The organism is Enterobacter sp. ECC_219_Taxon_10, from assembly GCF_058354905.1.
On the sequence record NZ_CM178005.1, the window covers coordinates 1,784,402 to 1,801,819 of the forward strand.

16 protein-coding genes and 2 tRNA genes are annotated in these 17,418 nt (G+C 57.5%); 8 read left to right on the top strand and 10 right to left on the bottom strand.

The features are described 5' to 3' along the window. Window positions 1–50 precede the first annotated feature (50 nt). Window positions 51–138 (top strand) — tRNA-Ser (locus AC4ICF_RS08425). A gap of 68 nt (window positions 139–206) precedes the next feature. Here AC4ICF_RS08425 and AC4ICF_RS08430 read toward each other — a convergent pair. From AC4ICF_RS08430 to AC4ICF_RS08450, 5 genes are all read right to left on the bottom strand, one after another. After that, window positions 207–1,043: an alpha/beta fold hydrolase gene (locus AC4ICF_RS08430; RefSeq protein ID WP_116340858.1), complete on the bottom strand. Its 837-nt coding sequence runs from the start codon at window positions 1,041–1,043 to the stop codon at window positions 207–209. 224 nt (window positions 1,044–1,267) lie between these two features. After that, window positions 1,268–1,486 (bottom strand): acyl carrier protein, encoded by a 219-nt coding sequence (locus AC4ICF_RS08435; RefSeq protein ID WP_116340856.1) that lies wholly within the window; start codon window positions 1,484–1,486, stop codon window positions 1,268–1,270. Between the two features lie 17 nt (window positions 1,487–1,503). After that, window positions 1,504–2,937 (bottom strand): AMP-binding protein, encoded by a 1,434-nt coding sequence (locus tag AC4ICF_RS08440; protein ID WP_316380075.1) that lies wholly within the window; start codon window positions 2,935–2,937, stop codon window positions 1,504–1,506. After that, on the bottom strand, window positions 2,934–4,052 hold the full coding sequence (locus AC4ICF_RS08445; RefSeq protein WP_316380093.1) for an MBOAT family O-acyltransferase: 1,119 nt from the start codon (window positions 4,050–4,052) through the stop codon (window positions 2,934–2,936). Before AC4ICF_RS08445 ends, AC4ICF_RS08440 begins: the two co-directional genes overlap by 4 nt. Window positions 4,053–4,180: 128 nt before the next feature. Continuing rightward, window positions 4,181–5,317, bottom strand: a complete 1,137-nt coding sequence (locus tag AC4ICF_RS08450; protein WP_116340850.1) for a D-alanyl-lipoteichoic acid biosynthesis protein DltD — start codon at window positions 5,315–5,317, stop codon at window positions 4,181–4,183. A 278-nt stretch (window positions 5,318–5,595) separates the two neighbouring features. Between AC4ICF_RS08450 and AC4ICF_RS08455 the strand changes: the two genes are divergently transcribed. Then, window positions 5,596–5,683, top strand: a tRNA-Ser gene (locus AC4ICF_RS08455). A gap of 132 nt (window positions 5,684–5,815) precedes the next feature. Here AC4ICF_RS08455 and AC4ICF_RS08460 read toward each other — a convergent pair. Further along, window positions 5,816–6,673, bottom strand: coding sequence for an AraC family transcriptional regulator (locus AC4ICF_RS08460; protein ID WP_116340848.1), 858 nt, complete (start codon window positions 6,671–6,673; stop codon window positions 5,816–5,818). Between the two features lie 228 nt (window positions 6,674–6,901). Here AC4ICF_RS08460 and AC4ICF_RS08465 point away from each other — a divergent pair, with 228 nt between their 5' ends. From AC4ICF_RS08465 to AC4ICF_RS08480, 4 genes are read left to right on the top strand one after another with little or no spacing between them, the layout of a single operon-like run. Then, the gene (locus tag AC4ICF_RS08465; protein ID WP_316380077.1) at window positions 6,902–8,740 is read left to right on the top strand and encodes a DUF2264 domain-containing protein; all 1,839 of its coding nucleotides are present in this window, start codon (window positions 6,902–6,904) and stop codon (window positions 8,738–8,740) included. Further along, window positions 8,737–10,017, top strand: coding sequence for an oligosaccharide MFS transporter (locus AC4ICF_RS08470; protein ID WP_192983003.1), 1,281 nt, complete (start codon window positions 8,737–8,739; stop codon window positions 10,015–10,017). The genes AC4ICF_RS08465 and AC4ICF_RS08470 overlap by 4 nt, the downstream gene beginning before the upstream one ends. Window positions 10,018–10,030: 13 nt before the next feature. Next, window positions 10,031–11,221: a glycoside hydrolase family 88 protein gene (locus AC4ICF_RS08475; protein ID WP_316380078.1), complete on the top strand. Its 1,191-nt coding sequence runs from the start codon at window positions 10,031–10,033 to the stop codon at window positions 11,219–11,221. Between the two features lie 22 nt (window positions 11,222–11,243). Next, the gene (locus AC4ICF_RS08480) at window positions 11,244–11,816 is read left to right on the top strand and encodes a DJ-1/PfpI family protein (protein WP_316380079.1); all 573 of its coding nucleotides are present in this window, start codon (window positions 11,244–11,246) and stop codon (window positions 11,814–11,816) included. Between the two features lie 63 nt (window positions 11,817–11,879). Here AC4ICF_RS08480 and AC4ICF_RS08485 read toward each other — a convergent pair whose 3' ends face one another. Genes AC4ICF_RS08485 through hpxO form a run of 3 tightly spaced genes read right to left on the bottom strand, consistent with a single transcriptional unit; the run spans window position 11,880 to window position 15,033 of the window. Then, entirely contained in the window at window positions 11,880–12,815 is a 936-nt protein-coding gene (locus tag AC4ICF_RS08485) for a PDR/VanB family oxidoreductase (protein ID WP_316380080.1), read from the bottom strand. An 11-nt stretch (window positions 12,816–12,826) separates the two neighbouring features. Beyond that, window positions 12,827–13,861 carry a molybdenum cofactor-independent xanthine hydroxylase subunit HpxD gene (hpxD, locus tag AC4ICF_RS08490; RefSeq protein WP_316380081.1) on the bottom strand — a complete coding sequence of 345 codons (1,035 nt, stop codon included), beginning with the start codon at window positions 13,859–13,861 and terminating at the stop codon, window positions 12,827–12,829. A gap of 17 nt (window positions 13,862–13,878) precedes the next feature. Further along, window positions 13,879–15,033 (bottom strand): FAD-dependent urate hydroxylase HpxO, encoded by a 1,155-nt coding sequence (gene hpxO, locus AC4ICF_RS08495; protein ID WP_316380082.1) that lies wholly within the window; start codon window positions 15,031–15,033, stop codon window positions 13,879–13,881. A 239-nt stretch (window positions 15,034–15,272) separates the two neighbouring features. Here hpxO and uraD point away from each other — a divergent pair, with 239 nt between their 5' ends. Continuing rightward, the gene (uraD, locus tag AC4ICF_RS08500) at window positions 15,273–15,773 is read left to right on the top strand and encodes a 2-oxo-4-hydroxy-4-carboxy-5-ureidoimidazoline decarboxylase (RefSeq protein ID WP_316380083.1); all 501 of its coding nucleotides are present in this window, start codon (window positions 15,273–15,275) and stop codon (window positions 15,771–15,773) included. Next, window positions 15,770–16,093, top strand: coding sequence for a hydroxyisourate hydrolase (uraH, locus tag AC4ICF_RS08505; protein ID WP_116340830.1), 324 nt, complete (start codon window positions 15,770–15,772; stop codon window positions 16,091–16,093). The genes uraD and uraH overlap by 4 nt, the downstream gene beginning before the upstream one ends. Here the strand turns inward: uraH and guaD are convergent. After that, a complete protein-coding gene (gene guaD / locus AC4ICF_RS08510; RefSeq protein ID WP_163328665.1) occupies window positions 16,073–17,392 on the bottom strand; it encodes a guanine deaminase in 1,320 nt (439 codons plus the stop codon). The genes uraH and guaD overlap by 21 nt on opposite strands. Window positions 17,393–17,418: the final 26 nt, after the last annotated feature.

Consider the following 17,418-nt stretch of genomic DNA (forward strand, 5'->3'; position numbering starts at 1 on the left):
CAGCCGCTCTTTACAGCATGCGGTGAGGTGTTTATAGTTCGCCTCACTCAGGAAGTGTGGCCGAGCGGTTGAAGGCACCGGTCTTGAAAACCGGCGACCCGAAAGGGTTCCAGAGTTCGAATCTCTGCGCTTCCGCCAGATATAAACCCCAGCTTACTCGTTAAGCTGGGGTTTTTTCTTTTTGCGCGTATCTGAAAGCCTGACGTCTAGGAACGAATAAAGGCCAGGATGTCCGCGTTAATGGTATCCGCGTGGGTGGTATGCATCCCATGCGGGAAACCCGGATAGATTTTCAGCACGCTGTTCGCCAGCAGCTTATCCTGCAGAAGGGCGGCATTCTTATAAGGCACAACCTGATCGTCGTCGCCCTGCATCACCAGAACGGGAACCGTAATGGTTTTCAAATCCTCTGTCTGATCGGTTTCTGAAAACGCCTTGATCCCCTCATAGTGGGCTTTGGCGCTTCCGATCATCCCCTGACGCCACCAGTTCTGAATCGTACCCTGTGAAACCTCGGCTCCCTCCCGGTTAAAACCGTAAAAAGGACCGCTGGCGACGTCGAGGTAAAACTGGGCGCGATTAGCCGCCAGCGCTTTACGGAAGCCGTCGAAAACCTCAACGGGCGTCCCGCCGGGGTTAGTGTCCGTTTTGACCATCAGAGGAGGAACGGAACTGACGAGCACCGCTTTGGCGACGCGCCCCTGCGGCTGGCCGTACTTCGCAACATAGCGGGCAACCTGACCACCGCCGGTCGAGTGGCCGACGTGCACGGCATTGTGCAGGTCCAGGCTTTCAACCACGGCTGACGCGTCGGCCGCATAATGATCCATATCGTGCCCTTCACTGACCTGATCAGAACGGCCGTGACCACGACGATCGATAGCGATAACGCGATAGCCTTCTGCAAGGAAGAAGAGCATCTGGTTATCCCAGTCATCGGCACTCAGCGGCCAGCCGTGATGGAAAACAATGGGCTGAGCCTCTTTCGGACCCCAGTCTTTGTAGTAAATGTTGACGCCGTCTTTCGTTGTTACGAATGCCATACCGCAGACTCCTCTGTGAAAGACACAACGATCGCTGGCTGAACGCATAGCGAACCATTATTGTCCTGATGATGTTGGCTTGTTTTTTTCCCGTACCGACAGTACCCCTAAAGTGTAGGAGAAATAGTAAAAGCGGTGGGTTTCATTCCTGTGAAAGATATCCAGAAGGGGAGAGCGAATGATGGGCCCCGGTGAGATCCCCGGAGCCATCAGAGGAGCGGGCGTTAACGGTTCTCTTCAATATAGCGGGCAAGATCTGCCGGGGTTTTCAGCACCGTCGCCACGTCGGTCGGCGGGATCGTACAGCCGTAAACGTCCTGCACCTCCAGCACCATGTCGACCGCCAGAATGGAGTCGAGAATGTCAGATTCAATCAGTTCATCGTGAAAGCCCACCTTGCGGGATAACACTTTTTCAAACAGGGCGAGAATATCTTGTTCCATCATTTTTCCTGGGATAATTAATGTGTGCGGGCGTAAGCGTCCAGCAGCTTGCGGTCAATTTTGCCGTTAGGATTCAGCGGCAAAGCGTCTTTTACGATAATTTGTGAAGGCACCATATAGTGGGGAACCACCTTTGCCAGCGAGGTTTTGATCGCATCCGGTGCCATATCCGTCACGCAGAACGCGGCGATGCGCAGCACGCTGCCGCAGGGTTTCATCAGCGGCATCACCACCGCTTCGCTGATGCCGGACATAGCCAGCAGGCGGTTTTCGATCTCGTTGATCTCAATGCGGTAGCCATTCAGCTTGACCTGGCTGTCGTTGCGGCCCTGGCAGTAGATAAGCCCGTCTTCATAGCCCAGATCGCCGGTCCGGTAGCCGCGGAACGCGTCATTTTCCCGATGGAGTAATTTTTCCGCGTTCTCCTGCGGTAAACCGAGGTAGCCGCGCATGACGTTTTTGCCCCAGATAATCAGCTCGCCCTCGGCGGAAATTTCCATTCGGCTGTCAGGCATCATGACCCCCACCGGCAGCACGGCGCTGTCGCTATTCAGGATCTCATCCGTGATTTCAACCACGGTCGTTGCGATGGTCGCTTCCGTTGGGCCATAGGAGTTGATGATTCTGGCCTGCGGGAAGCGGCGGCGCAGCTGTTTAACCAGCGCTTTATTGAGCACTTCGCCAATAAAGATAAAGACGCTGAGTGCAGGTAAATACTCGCTGTTAAAGTGCGGGGAAAGCAGCTGCTGGTAGGCAAAAGAGGGGGTGGAAACCCAGGCGGAGACCGCGTTGCTTTTCAGCCGTGCCAGCCAGCTCTCTTTCTGGATATCCTCTTTAGCGTTCAGCACGATGTGGCCCCCCATCGCCAGATTCGCCAGTAAAGGGATCAGGGAGAGGTCAAAGCTGAACACCGCGTGGTTCATCAGCACCGGTTTTTCCGGCAGCGAAAAGTCCTGGCTGACCCACTTCATGAAGTGCCATACGCTTTCACGACCAATCTGCACGCCTTTCGGTTTGCCGGTGCTGCCTGAGGTAAACATGATATAGGCCAGATCCTGCTCCTCCAGCACCTTGCCCGCCTCGCCGGTGGCGAGGAACTGCCGCGTCGCCACGTCGTAATAGTAAGGGGCGCTGGCCAGATGGCAGATCTCCCGCAGGCGCTCCTGCGGGTAAATGCAGTCCACCGGAATGTACGGAATGTTGTGCAGCAGGCAGCTATAAATCGCCACGGCGAACTCGGCCTGCTGGTGTCCGTACAATACGACCGGCGTACCGGCAACAGGCTGGCAACGCTCATAGCGCTGTGCCCAGTCCGTCACGGCAGCGGAAAGCTGCAGCCAGCTTAAGGTCTCGTCGCTGCCGCTGATGGCCAGCTGCTGCGGGGAGGCGGGATCGTATAATGACGCACGCAAGAAATTCTGCAGTTCCTGCAGATCGGTGTGATTTTTCATAGAGGTGACATTCCACTAAAGATGTAAAGGGAGCCCGCGGCGCTTCCCAGCGTCAGAATTCGCCCTAAAAATGCAACGGCCGGATACTGCAAGCCGCGCTGTAACGCCGGGCTGCGTTTGGCTGACCACAGCAGCATGTTGTGCGCGACGGAAATCGCGCCAAACAGCGCGCCGCTGATGACGTAATGGCGTTCCAGGCCGTTCCACGCCCCCATGCAGAACAGGGTGCAAAAAATACCGATATTTTGCGCCAGCGTTTTGTTCTGGCGGAAAAAGTTAAACTTCATCAGGTTCATATAAATGGGCATAAAGACCACGTCGCGCAGCCATTCAGACAGGCTGATGTGGAAACGGCGCCAGAAGTCCTGCGGATTTTTCGCCAGAAGCGGCATATTGAAGTTTGCCGGAATGTTCAACCCAAACAGGCGGCCTGCGCCGATGGCCATATTGCTGTAGCCCGCAAAATCAAAGTAGAGGTAGGCGCTATAGGCAATCGACATCACCACGCCCACGGTCAGCGTAAACGGCTTATGGCTCCAGGGCTGCACGACAAGTGAATCAACCAACATAGCAAACAGGAACTTCTGGATAATGCCGGTAATAATTTGCTCTAACGCGACTAAAAACTGCTCGCGGTTAAGGGCAAAGACGGGCTTGCTGACGTCGCTCATCCATGTCCGCCAGCGGTACATTGGGCCAGCCAGAATAATAAAAGGCATAAACAGATAGCAGAAATAATGCAGGAAATTCTGCCCTTCTTTTTTACTGCGATAGAGCAGAACGTCGACCGCGCGGAACGTCATAAAAGAGAGGCCGATCATGCCGAGATGATGATTAACGTGCAATTTCACCAAAAATAAAGGAAGCAGCGTTAACACAATAGCCTGCCAGGTTTTTAACCATCCTTTTTCTTTTAACGTGGCGACAAGGTAAAAACTGAAAAAAACGACCGCGGGAACACGGTAATCACCCTGAAAAATATAGCCCCAGCCTAATGCAGCCAGGACGGATAATGCCGATAAATAAGTCAGACGATGACGTAATACGCGATTGACCAGCGCAAACACCAGGGCGGATGAAAACAAATACACAAAAAACATTCCTGAGCTATACATCATTCGGCCTCAGAACTTTTGATATTCAAAATGCAGCTGCATACTCATGCTGTCATCGACAGCGGTCCACGCGACGATGGTGATCGCCAGCAGGAGATAAAGGAAAAAAAGACGGATCGCGATTTTCATTATTTAAAGCTCTGTGCAATGAAGCGAATCATAGGAACCCAGGCCAGTTCGGAAGGGTGCAAACGATCCCAGTTCCAGCCATTCTGATAAGGCATGGCGTACATATCTAAATAAGGGATCTGGTTCTCTTTCAGAATGGTTTGAATTTGCTTATCAACCGGGCGGAAGGTGTCGGTATTGTAAAGCGCCCAGGGGTTTACCGGGTCGACGATCGCAATCACCTGCACGTGACGGTCTTTCAGCAGCTGGACGGTTTTTCTGAATGCGGCGATTTGCGCAGGTACGACCGGCGTGTCATCCCACTGCTGCCGTGTACCGTCCTCCTCGTAAATCGTTTTGTCCATCCACAGGGTGGCCGCGCTCTGCTGGCGTTTTTTATTTAACTCGCGGGCATTCGCCAGCTCTTTATCCCAGTCAGGGGCAATGTGGGTGGTTGGCTGCGGCGGCCAGGGTTGCGCCGTTTTTGGCGTAATGTTGAGCAGCGACAGCCAGTCGTTTTTTATCAGGGTGCAAAAATTTGCAAATTGAAAACTGAGTTCATCCCAAATCAGGTCGGGGTGCCAGCCGTAGATACGCATTTGGCCAAAGGTTAAATGGCTTATCCCTTTAGGATCAATATGCTTTACGTCATTCACCAGTATCGGACGCGCTTGCGGATCTTTCATCAGAGGATTAAAAACAGAACCCGGGAAATTATCCGCATAGATAGCGGGCGGCAGACCTTTTGAGTAAAAGGCATCGGGTGCGAGAAGCAATACCACTTTGCTGTTTGCATTAAGGCTATTTTTAAAACGCGAGAGAAGTAAAAATTGCGTTTCGTCATCGACAAACGCATCGCCATAGGCCACGACGGGCTGGTGTAATTGCTTATTAAAATAATTATATACGGCGTAATGTTCATCTTCTGAGGTGGCAACCTCAGACGCACCGATGAAAAAAATAGCGTTCCCTTCGAGGGCATGAGAAATGGTGGCTATTTTTTCCGCCTGTTCTTTAGCCGTCCCCGCCATGGATTTGATCAACGGCTGGAATGTAAGCGGCGGATCAAAGCTTGTCACCAGCGGGTGAAAGCTCAGGGCTAAAATGGCCAAAACCGCCATCAGGATATGTAAGCAAAACGTATTTTTGATTTTCATCATCAACCAGTAAGGTTATATGGCGGTAATGCGTTAAAACCCGCGTTACCCGGGTTTATTACAATTAAACAACAATTGACCGTCTATTTTTGGGGCATTCTATACCACGGTGATTTAAAAGAATGAGCGTTGCTGTGTAACGGTATGTACAAGGTAGGAGGAAGCGATGGAAGGGCGGCGTCCGGGTGACTTTTTGCGCAGTCAAACGCCTGTGGGGAAAAATAGAAAAATTCCTGCTTTACAAGGCGCTAATAGATGTTTATAGTGCGCCTCACTTTGGAAGCGTGGCCGAGCGGTTGAAGGCACCGGTCTTGAAAACCGGCGACCCGAAAGGGTTCTAGAGTTCGAATCTCTACGCTTCCGCCAAATTCGAAACCCAGGTCGTTATGCGACCTGGGTTTTTTTGTGCACAGAAGACCCCCGGCCAGGCTGGAGGTTCAGCAAACCCGTCCGCTTTGATCCAGCGTTCAAAATCCCCTTTGATTTGTTAAAACCGCCCTAACAGGGAATTCTGGTGCAGCGGATACTGCGTCGATACTGCAGTGGCGTCTGACGCATCATCTTTTTAAAGCAGGTGATGAAATAGGTCACCTCGCTAAACCCGACTGCCAGGGCGATGGCGTCAATAGGCTCATCGCTGTACCGTAACAGCTCGCAGCTGCTTTTTATTCGCCGGGTCAGCAAATATTCGTGGATGGTACCGCCGGTCTGCTGGCGGAAAATGCGTGAGGTATAGCTGCGCGAAAGCCCCAGGTCGTGCGCTAGCTGGTCGAGCGAAAACTTGCTGGCATAGTGGGCTTCGACCCAGCTCATAATCCGCGAGGCGACGGTCTGCTGGCGCGGAGGGTAGGGCTGCGGCTGCTCGGGCAGAAACGTCATGAGCTGCATCACCAAAAATGCAACCTCGCAGGCCTCGGTCTGCTCGTTGCCCTCCAGGCGCTGAAACTGTTCAAGGATCCTCTCGATAAACGCCGCGTGATTGCTGAGATCGTAAATCTGTGCTGGCAGATTGCTGGCGGCCAGCGCGGCGAACCGGGCCTGATGGCGCGGGAAGGCGCTGAGCGCACTTTCGACGACCGATTGCTCAATGTGCATGGTAGTGCGGTGATAGGGGTTCTTATCGCTATGATCCACCTGCACTTTGTGCAAGCGGAAGGGTGGGAAGATAAATAATCGCCCCGGACGGGCGGTGTAGTGCTGATTATCCACCACCACGATGCCGTAGCCGCTGGAGATATAGAGCAATTCAACGCATTGATGCCAGTGGTAGTAAATCGCGCTGGTGGTGTACATGCGGTTGAAAGAAATGGCCTGCCGATCGAGCGTAATGCGTTCCAGCAGCTGCGCTTCACCCATTTTACCTCCAGAACAACAGATTTAAATTTTTAGGCCATCATTTGTAATTTATCCCCCTCGCGTTCGACAAAATCCAGTAAAAATGAAATGGCGGTTTAATTTTGTGAGTCTGCTCACTCAGCGCCGGGAATAAAAGCAGATACTCTTCATTCAGACGTCGCCCTCGTGGCTTTAAAAAGCCTAATAACAATAAGTTATCTCTACCCTCGTGTAATGCGGGAGGACCCTGTGCAACCTGAAAATATTCATCTGGATAATCCACTGACAAGCCGGGAAGAGGTGCTACGGCTGGTCAACGACATGCTGAACGCGGTGGCGCCCTGGTTTAAAAAAGACGCCAGTCGCATTGATTTAGCGAACTTTACCGCTCACTACGGCCAGCGTGTCGCGAGTATGGAAACGTTTTCCCGCCTGCTGTGGGGCGTGACGCCGCTATTGGCTGGCGGCAGCGAGCCGCAGCACTTCTCATTCTATTTACAGGCAATAAAAAACGGCACCAATCCGCACCATGCCGATTACTGGGGCGACGTCGGGTCTTACGATCAGCGAATCGTCGAGATGGCGGCCTACGGGCTGCTGCTGGCGCTGGCGGGTGAAACCGTACTGGCACACTTCACCGAGACGGAGAAAGAGAATTTATGGTGCTGGCTAAAGCAGTGTGAGACTCAGGATATCCCCGATAACAACTGGCACTACTTTCCGATTCTGGTGCAGGTCGGCTTCCATTATTGCGGCATGCCAACCAACCCGCAGGCGCTGGAAGCTCATTTTGCTGCCATGGAGCACTACTACCTCGGCGATGGCTGGTACTCCGATGGTCCGGGACGGCCGCGCGACTATTACATCTCGATGGGCTTCCATTTCTATGGCCTGATTTACGCGAAGCTCATGGCCGGGGTCGATCCAAAGCGTTGTGCAACACTGCGTGACCGGGCCGCGCGTTTCTCCTCTGACTTCATCCATTTCTTTGCCGAAGATGGCGCGGCGATCCCGTTTGGCCGAAGCCTGACCTACCGCTTTGCTGAGGCGGCGTTCTGGAGTGCGGCGGCCTTCGCCGGGCTGGAGGTCTTTTCGCCCGGCGTGATTAAGGGCATCGTTCTGCGCCATCTGCGCTGGTGGCTGAAGCAGCCGATGTTCGACCGCGACGGCGTACTCAGCGTCGGCTACAGCTATCCGAATCTGGCGATGGCGGAAGACTACAACGCGCCGGGTTCACCGTACTGGGGCCTGAAGACCCTGCTGGTGCTGGCATTAGATAAGTGCGATGCCTTCTGGCAGGCGGCTGAGCTGCCGCTGCCGCCGTTGCCCGCGCAGCACACGATAGCCCACGCGGATCAGGTGGTGGTGCATCAGGCCGACCACCTGTGGATGCTGACTTCCGGCCAGCTGGAGCTGAACAACTTCGTCAATACCGAAGCGAAATACTGCAAATTTGCCTATTCCACCCGCTTTGGCTTCACCATTGAACGCGGGCGCTACGGCCTGAACCATGCTGCGCCTGATTCGATGCTGCTGCTGGCCGAAAAGGATAACTACTGGCGTGGCCGCCGCGAATGCCAGCACGTGGTCACCGCAAACGGCACCATTTACAGCCGCTGGCTGCCGTGGCGCGATGTGGTGATTGAGACCTGGTTGCTGGCGCTGGATGACTGGCAGCTGCGCGTCCATCGTATCGATACCCGGCGCGCGCTGGACTGCGCGGAAGGTGGCTTTAGCCTGGCAAACCGCCCGCAGCCGCAGGTCCACGAGAGTGACAGCGCCTGCTGGTTACGCAATGTCCGGGATGTATCAGCCATTTTCTGTCTCCATCCGCACGCCCGCCGCGGCGAGACGGTGTTGACGCCGCCAAACAGCAATCTGTTGTTCGCCGAGCGCGCGGCGGTGCCGCTGCTGCGCGGTGAACTCGACCCCGGCAAGCATGTGTTAATCAGCGCGGTGTGGGCGGGAAATGCCGCCGACTTCGATCCGCAACGCTGCCCACAGGCCATCATTAGCGATGACGCGGTACGCTTCGTGACGGCACGACAAGAAACGACGCTCGTTCTGGCTCCGGAGGCATCACTATGAGCACATCATCGTCCGTACGCGCCGCGCAGTACAAAATGAGTACCTTTATTTTCCTTTACTTCTTCACGTGGTCATCCAGCTTTGGCCTGTATGCCCTGTGGCTGAGCCAGAAAGTGGGCCTTGATAGCGTCACCATCGGCAGCGTGTTCGCTATTAATGGCGTCTTCGCGGTGGTCCTGAAGCCGGTGTACGGCTACATCATGGACAAAATCGGCATGAGCAAGTGGCTGCTCTATTTTGTCTGCGCCATTTCTGCGCTGATGGCGCCGTTTTTTGCGCTGGTATACCAGCCGCTGCTGCAAAGCCATGCGATGGCGGGGATTATCATCGGCGCGCTGTATCTGAGCCTGGGCTGGTACGCCGGCGTGGCGGCGTCTGAATCTTACGCCGACCGCTTTAGCCGCCTGTACGGGCTGGAGTTTGGCCGCATCAGAATGTGGGGCTCGCTGGGCTGGGCGATGGCGGCTTCGGTCTCCGGGCTGTTGTTTAACGTCACGCCGCTGGCCAACTTTCTGCTCAGCAGCGGTACCTCGGTAGTGATGCTGCTGGTGCTGATTAGCCTCAAAATCGGCGACGAGCAGCTGCGCAACAACAGCGTCATTTCCGCCAATAAGATCGTTTTTGCCGACGTGCTGATGCTGCTGAAAAACCGCAAATTCTGGATGTTCAGCCTCTACGTCGCCGGGGTGGCGTGGATGATGTTTATCGCCGAGCAGCAGTTCCCGCGCTACTTCGTGTCGTTCTTCGCCACCAAAGAGCAGGGGAATGCCTGGTACGGCTACCTGAGCACCGTCCAGTCGGGGATGGAGTTCGTGATGATGATGTTTATCCCGTGGCTGGTGAACCACTACGGCGCTAAGCGCGGCCTGCTGTTCTGCGGCTGTGTGGTCGGAGCACGGCTGATCGCCTCCGGACTGACCAGCGACCCGATTGTTATCTCCATCATCAAACCGTTTTATGGCGTCGAGATCGCGCTGCTGCTGATTTCGGTCTTCAAATACATCGCCGAACATTTCCATCGTCGGGTTAACGCCACGATGTACCTGCTGGGCTACCAGGCGATGATTTACGTTGGCTCGATTGTGGTCGCCCCGCCTGCCGGCTACCTGTACGACAGGATAGGCTTTGAGCATACCTATCTGCTGATGGGCTGCTGCGCCCTGATATTTACGCTGATTTCCGCCTTTACGCTGTCGCGCTGCCAGTCGACGCGCGATGACTCACGACCCTTTGCTCCGGCTTTAGATACCGCCCCGGTTGAACCGGCCAAACATTAATTCAGGAGTTGTTATGACCAAATCTGTTATCACCGAAGCGCTGCGGCCGATCGAGCTGCATCAGGTCGATCGCCTGGCGCTGAGCCAGAAGCTGGAAGCGGCGTTATCCCGCGTCACGCGCAAGCTCGACAAGAATATTGTCGCCTTCGGCGATAAGTTCCCCGGCGAAGCCTGTGAGAAGGGTGTCTGGCCGCGCACCGATAACGTGGAGTGGACCACCAGCTTTTGGCCCGGCCAGCTGTGGCTGGCGTGGGAGATGACCGGCAAAGCGCATTATCGCGAAGCCGCCGAGCGCTATTTACCGTCGTTCGCCCGGCGTATTGAGCAGCGCATCGACACCGCAACGCACGATCTCGGGTTCCTCTATTCGCTCTCCTGCATCAGCGCCTGGCGGCTCACCGGCAACGAAGCCGCTCGCAAGTCGGCGCTGCTGGCGGCAGAGCGCCTGATGGAGCGTTTTAATCCGACGGCCAACATTATTCAGGCCTGGGGTGATTTAAACGACCCGGAGCAGCAGGGGCGAATGATCATCGACTGCAATATGAACCTGCCGCTGCTGTACTGGGCCAGCGAACAGACCGGGGATCCGCGCTATGCGCAAGCGGCGACGGCGCACGCCGGACAGGCAGCGAAGTATATCGTGCGTGAAGATGCCTCGACTTATCACACTTACTATATGGATGTGCAGACGGGTGAGCCGCGCTTTGGCAATACCCATCAGGGTTACAGCGATACCTCGTGCTGGTCGCGCGGCCAGGCATGGGGCATTTACGGCTTTCTGCTCAGCTATCAGCACACCGGCGATAAGCAGATGGTTGAGCTGTCACGCAGCCTGGCGCATTACTTCCTCAACCGTCTGCCGGAAGATGATATTTGCCACTGGGATCTGGCCCTGCTCGGTACCGACGCCGTGCGCGACAGTTCAGCGGCGGCGATTGCCGCCTGTGGCCTGCTTGAGCTGGTCAAGGCGCTGCCGACGCTCGACGCACACCGCGCGTATTATGAAGAGATGGCGCTGCGTATTGCGCAGTCGCTGACCGATAACTACCTTGCCCATGACGACGATCCGACCGAAGGGCTGCTGCAGCACTCGGTTTATCACATGGGCAGCGGTAAGGGCGTCGATCAGTGCTGTAGCTGGGGTGACTATTTCTATCTTGAGCTGCTGGCGCGGCTGCGACAGATTTGGCATCCGTACTGGTAACCCTTAAGCAATGGAGAGCAAGATGAAAAGCGTAGCTGTGCTATTAGCCCCCGGTTTTGAAGAGGGGGAAGCGATCGTCACTGTCGATATTTTGCGCCGCCTGAATATTACGGTGCAGACGATTGCCTGTGGCGAGAGTCGCGAAGTGGTGAGCTATCACGCCATCTCTGTGATGGCGGACAGCACTCTGCAGGTCAGCCTCGACCAGACCTTTGACGCCGTGGTGTTACCGGGAGGCCCGCAAGGCAGCGTTAACCTGGCGAAAAGCGCGGAGGTTATTGCCTTCGTCCGCCGCCACGATGAAGCGGGCAAATATATCTGCCCGATCTGCTCCGCCGCCGCTCGCGTGCTGGGCGGCAACGGACTGCTGAAGGGGCGTCGCTATGTCTGCTCCGGCGAGTTGTGGAAAACGGTCAGCGATGGCATGTACGTCAACGCCGACGTGGTGGAGGATGGCAATCTGCTGAGCGGCCGCGGGCTGGGTAAAGTATTTGATTTCGCTTTTACCCTGGCGGCGCGATTGCAGGGCGATGAAGCGTTGGCGCGCGAGCAGGCCAACCATATTGATTACGCGTGGCAGCCGGGACGCGTCTGATAACAAAGCCTTACCGGCACATCTGAAAAACCTCCGGCTGTGCCGGAGGATATTTATTTCGTTTTACAGCCCAATCACCAGCTCCCTGGAATGGCTCCGAGAACAGCACAGCGCCACCTGCTGGTCCGGCGAGCTTTTTTCCGCCTCCGACTGCACGCTATCCCGGTGATCCACCACGCCGTCAATCACTGGCGTCAGGCAGGCACCGCAGATCCCCATCTCGCAGGACAGCGGCACGTCCACGCCGTTTTCCTGCAGTACCCGGGCGATGGTTTTATCCGCAGGAACCGGCCAGCGCTCCCCGGTGGAGGCGAGTTTGACCGTAAAGATCTCGCCCGCGATACCGCCCGTGACAGGCGCAGCGGGCTGAAACGCCTCGCTGTGGATATGGTCGTCCTCCCATCCCTTCGCCGTCGCCACCTCACGCACTTTTTCCATAAAGCCCGCCGGTCCGCACACCCAGGCGCGCAAACCTGCCTCGGGCGCGGGAAGGTGCTCTGCCAGGGTGGATCGCGGGCTGGCGGTATGAATAATGCACTCACCATGCTGCGAGAGTTCGCGCGCAAACGCCGCGCTTTGACGGTATTTGACGTAATAGTGCAGCGTAAACGGCGTACCGGACGCCTTCAGCTGCAGGGCCATCGCATACAGCGGCGTAATGCCAATCCCCGCCGCCAGCAGCAACACCCGCTCAGCCTGATGTAGCGGAAACAGGTTGCGCGGGGCAGAGATCGAAAGCGTCTGTCCGGGACGCAGCGTCTCGTGAACGTAGCGCGACCCGCCGCGCGAGGCGGCTTCACGCCCCACGCAGATAAGATAGCTCTCGTCCTGACATGCCCCGGTCAGGGAGTACTGGCGTACCACGCCGCTGGGCAGGTGGACATCAATATGCGCGCCGGGCTGCCAGGACGGCAGCGTTTCGCCGTTTGCGGCCACCAGCCTGACGGCAAGGCTTTTATCCCCCTCACGCCACAGCCCGTCGACAATCACGTTCAGCATATCGGCCTCCGTCATACCAGGAAAAATTCGCCAAAGCCCATTTTTTTCAGTCCCCGGCGGTAGGCAATTGAGCTTTTATCGGCGGGAATATGGGCTTCCAGCGTCAGATCCAGCGGCAAACTTTCCGGGCGCTGGGTTTCCACCATCAGTCGATCTTCCTCGAAGATGCGCAGGTTAAAGGCATGCACGTCCTCCACCGGAATATGCAGGTCAAAGTTGCGCGCAATGGGGGCGAACATGCGGGTCACGCGCGATGACACGGGCGAGGCGGCGTTCATAATCACCAGCCGCGATTCACCCGGAAAATGAATCGTCAGCGTGGCGGTAAACGGCAGATGCAACTCAAAATGGCGCAGCCACTGGAAGCCGTCCGGAGCCTGCACGTCAGAGCTGGCAGGGTAATTGCTCACGGAGCTCCAGTAATCGGCCACGAAGCCGAACGGCGTCTCCTGCGGCTGATAGGTGGGAACCAGCTGATTATTGGGATCCGCAAAGGTATCGGTGTGGATCCACGCAAAGTGCGCCACGTCCAGAAACCCCTCCACCTGACGCCCGGCGAAGCCGTTCACCTCAAACGCCGGGCAGTTAATCTGCTGAAATCCATCGTCATCCCAGTGCGGCATGGCGGGCAGCGGCGCAGGATTGTCCGGGTCAAACGCCAGGCAGGTCCAGATCAGGCCGAAGCGCTCCTCCACGGCATAGTTAATCAGGTTCAGCTTCGCCGGAACGGGCTGGTCGGGGCTGGACGGAATACGGTTGCAGCGTCCGTCTTCCCCAAAGCGGAGGCCGTGGTAGGGGCATATAATCCCGTGCTCGTCGTGAAAGCCGAGCGTCAGCGGCACGCCGCGGTGCGGGCACACGTCACGGGCGACCACGACCTGGTCGTGGATCCGGTAAATCACCAGCTGTTCATCCAGCAGGGTCGCTTTGACCGGCGCCGGGCCGACGTCGCAGGCGCGCGCAACCGGGTGCCAGCATTTCGCCAGGCGCAGCCAGTCCTCTGGCTCAAACGTGCAGTGGGCGGGTGGTGTCGGTTCTCTTTTCATCGTTGTCCCTCTTGCGTTCAGCCTAACGGGCCGCCCTGAATGGTCTCGCACAGACCGTTGATAATGCGCTCCCCGGTCTCCTCTTTGAGCTCCTGATACCAGGCCTGCGTCAACGCCATGTCTTTCCCGTGGGTGACGTCGCAGCGTTTACGCGCCTTCAGCACCAGGTCACGCACCCGGTCGCAGCGCAGCGCTTCGTACTGCCGCAGCGCCAGCGTAATGTTGTGGTTTTCACGCAGGCATTCCCCCAGCACCACGGCATCTTCCATCGCCGCACAGCCGCCCTGGCCGATATCAGGCGTGGTGCTGTGCCCGGCATCGCCGAGCAGCGCGACGTTGCCGCGCACCAGGCTGTCGAACGGCTCAATGTCGTGGATTTCAATGCGGTTGGTGGTTTCAGGATCCAGCGCCGCGATAAGCCTTTGCACCGGCGGCGCCCAGCCGCGGAAGTAGCCAGTGAGGTCGGCGCGCAGGGTGGTACGATCCTCCGCCAGACCCGCGGGCAGCGGCACGTCAAAAAAGAAGTAGAAGCGGCCGCCGGAAACGGGCATCAGCGACACGCGCTTACCCTCGCCAACGAAGGTGGTCCACTGGTGCGCCGGGGCAATCTCTTCATCAATCTTTACCAGCCCGTTCCAGTTTACGTACCCGGCGTAGCGGCGCTCCGGCGTATAGCCCAGCACATACGGGCGAACCGCCGAGTGGCTGCCGTCGGCGGCAATCAGGAAATCCCCGGCTGCCGTGGTGCCATCGGTGAAGGTGACGCTCACGCCCGCGTCGTCTTCATGCACGTGTTCCACGCGCTTGCCGAACTGCACCTTGTCGCGTCCCCAGAAGTCCAGCATTTCGCGCTGGAGTTCAGCGCGCGAGACGGGGCAGGGGCGCCCGCCGGTACGCTCAACCAGCGGGGCGAGACTGAAGCGGGTCAGGGTGTCGCCGCGCCGGTAATCCTTGTAGGCCATAAAACGCATCGGCCCGCCGTACGTCTCGATGATGTCGCCCATGCCGAGGTGCTGCATGCATTTCACGCCGTTCGGCCAGATGGAGATGGCCGCCCCGACGGGCCTGATCTCTTTAACGGCTTCAAACACGGTACAGTCGATGCCCGCTCTCTTCAGCGCGACGGCGGCGCTCAGGCCGCCAATACCCGCGCCAATCACGATTGCTTTCATGCTTCTCTCCTTTTGCAGGGTGTAAAGGCATTCAGCAATTTGCGTACCAGGCTGCAGAGTGGCGAAAACGGCGTTGTGAGGGAGACGTTTGCACTGCTAAGGTGCGCAAACGCGGTGAGCGTGCCTTTTTATGAATCAAAAATTTCCAGTTGCGCTACAGGGAATCGACTGTTTCACGCCTGCGCTCAAGGTGGCGTGGTTTGTGCAATAGCCTGGAGAAGGACAATAAAGGAGACACTATGATCGCACTGCACGACTTCAATCATCTTCCCCACAAAAAGGCGTTAGCGCTGATTCACCCCTGCGTGGCGCTCCCCGACTGGGCCGATGCGCTGGTTCACGGGCGGCCTTACGCCAGCCGGGACGAATTGTTCAGTACGGCAAAATCGCTGATGCAAAACTGGGACGAAGCGGCGCTGGCGCAAGCTCTGAGCGCCCATCCGCGCATCGGGGAAAAGCCCGCGGGCTCACAGGCGGAGGCGGCTCTGTCGCGCCAGGAGCAGGGCGCGGTGAATGACCGCGATGCTGACCTTGCCCGGGCGCTGCGCGAGGGGAATGCCCGCTACGAGGCCCGCTTCGGACGCGTCTTTCTGATCCGCGCGAAGGGCCGCAGCGGCGAAGAGATTTTACAGGCGCTGCACGCGCGGCTGGAGAACAGCGACGCGCAGGAAGTTCGTGCCGCGCTGGAACAGCTGCGGGAAATTACGCTGCTACGGCTGGAAGGAGCTATTAGCGAATGAGCACGCTCAGCACCCATATTCTCGATATCTCAACCGGCAAACCCGCAGCGGGTGTGACAGTCCATCTGCAACAGGAGGGGGGCACGCTGGCCACGGGCGTGACCAACGCGCAGGGTCGCATCACTGCGTTCGTTCCCTCTCTGCCCGCGGGCCGCTATCGGCTGGTGGCGGAGATCGGCGCGTGGTTTAGCGAAACCGGTCGCGATACGCTCTATCCCTGCGCGCAAATTGATTTTGTGACGGGAGAGGCGGCAGACGAACACTACCATCTGCCTTTTGTGATTGCCCCTGGCGGGTGGTCAACCTACCGGGGTAGCTGACCACACCCGCTCGCCGTTGACCCAGGTCTCGCTGATGTTGCGCTCGTCGCCCAGGGTCATCAGCACGAAAAGCTGCTCGTAAATATCCTTGCAGCGGGAATTGCGCAGGCGCTGCAGCGGCGTTACGTCAGGGTCGATAACCACAAAATCCGCCTCTTTGCCGGGCGCGAAGTTGCCAATCTTATCGTCCAGCCTGAGCGCATGCGCGCCGCCCAGCGTGGCGTGGTAAAAGGCCTCGCTGGCGCGCAGGCGGTAGCTCTGCAGCTGGCCCACCTTGTAGGCTTCCCCCAGGGTGCGCAGCATGCTGAAGGTGGTGCCCGCGCCGACGTCGGTACCGATGCCCATCCGCACCCTGTGCTGCCAGCAGGCGGGCAGGCGAAACAGCCCGCTGCCGAGAAACAGGTTTGAGGTGGGGCAAAACGCCACCGCCGAACCGGTGTCATGCAGGCACTGCCACTCGCTGCGGTGAAGGTGAATCGCGTGGGCAAACACGCTGCGCTCGCCGGTCAGGCCGTAGTGGTGATACACGTCCAGATAGCGCTCATGCTCCGGCCAGAGATCGCTTACCCAGGCCACTTCGTTGGGGTTTTCGCTCAGATGGGTCTGCAGCCAGGTATCCGGGAACTCCTCTCTGAGCAGGCTGACCGCGGCAAGCAGCTCGGGGGATGAGGTCGGGGCAAAGCGCGGCGTGATGGCATACCCCAGCCGCCCCCGGTGATGCCAGCGCTGGATCAGCGCCCGCGTCTGCCGGTAGCTCTGCTTCGCGTCTTCGCTCAGGTAGTCCGGCGTGTGTCTGTCCATCATCACCTTTCCGGCGATAAGGCGCATGTTCAGGCGCAGGGCCTCGGTAAACAGCGCCTCGACCGATTCCGGATGCAGCGTGCAAAACACCAGCGCGGTAGTGGTGCCGTTGCTCACCAGCTGCTGAATGAAAAATTCGGCGATCTCTTTCGCGTAGGCTTCATCGGCAAACTGGCTCTCCACCGGGAAGGTGTAGGTAGTCAGCCACTCCAGCAGCTGTTCGCCAAAGGCACCGATCATCTCCGTTTGCGGGTAATGAACGTGGGTGTCGACAAAACCGGGCAGCAGCAGCCTGCCGCGCAGGTCGGTGTAGCCCTTGCGGGGGTCAAGATACTGCTCGCCCTCCTGCCACGGCACGTGCGCCAGAATTTTTCCGTGCTGGATAAACAGCAGGCCGTCCTCAAGGTAGCGCGCGTGTTGGGCGATGGCGTCTGCGCTGTCGCAGACCCGGGCAATATCGAAAAATGCACCGCGTATCGCAGTCTGGTATTCCATCATGGTTCCTGCCTTAGTGTTTGCGTAGC

Coding starts and splice junctions, on each gene's coding strand:
- AC4ICF_RS08430 (WP_116340858.1), bottom strand. CDS start 1,043: ATGGCATTCGTAACAACGAAAGACGGCGTCAACATTTACTACAAAGAC.
- AC4ICF_RS08435 (WP_116340856.1), bottom strand. CDS start 1,486: ATGGAACAAGATATTCTCGCCCTGTTTGAAAAAGTGTTATCCCGCAAG.
- AC4ICF_RS08440 (WP_316380075.1), bottom strand. CDS start 2,937: ATGAAAAATCACACCGATCTGCAGGAACTGCAGAATTTCTTGCGTGCG.
- AC4ICF_RS08445 (WP_316380093.1), bottom strand. CDS start 4,052: ATGTATAGCTCAGGAATGTTTTTTGTGTATTTGTTTTCATCCGCCCTG.
- AC4ICF_RS08450 (WP_116340850.1), bottom strand. CDS start 5,317: ATGAAAATCAAAAATACGTTTTGCTTACATATCCTGATGGCGGTTTTG.
- AC4ICF_RS08460 (WP_116340848.1), bottom strand. CDS start 6,673: ATGGGTGAAGCGCAGCTGCTGGAACGCATTACGCTCGATCGGCAGGCC.
- AC4ICF_RS08470 (WP_192983003.1), top strand. CDS start 8,737: ATGAGCACATCATCGTCCGTACGCGCCGCGCAGTACAAAATGAGTACC.
- AC4ICF_RS08475 (WP_316380078.1), top strand. CDS start 10,031: ATGACCAAATCTGTTATCACCGAAGCGCTGCGGCCGATCGAGCTGCAT.
- AC4ICF_RS08480 (WP_316380079.1), top strand. CDS start 11,244: ATGAAAAGCGTAGCTGTGCTATTAGCCCCCGGTTTTGAAGAGGGGGAA.
- AC4ICF_RS08485 (WP_316380080.1), bottom strand. CDS start 12,815: ATGCTGAACGTGATTGTCGACGGGCTGTGGCGTGAGGGGGATAAAAGC.
- hpxD (WP_316380081.1), bottom strand. CDS start 13,861: ATGAAAAGAGAACCGACACCACCCGCCCACTGCACGTTTGAGCCAGAG.
- hpxO (WP_316380082.1), bottom strand. CDS start 15,033: ATGAAAGCAATCGTGATTGGCGCGGGTATTGGCGGCCTGAGCGCCGCC.
- uraD (WP_316380083.1), top strand. CDS start 15,273: ATGATCGCACTGCACGACTTCAATCATCTTCCCCACAAAAAGGCGTTA.
- uraH (WP_116340830.1), top strand. CDS start 15,770: ATGAGCACGCTCAGCACCCATATTCTCGATATCTCAACCGGCAAACCC.
- guaD (WP_163328665.1), bottom strand. CDS start 17,392: ATGATGGAATACCAGACTGCGATACGCGGTGCATTTTTCGATATTGCC.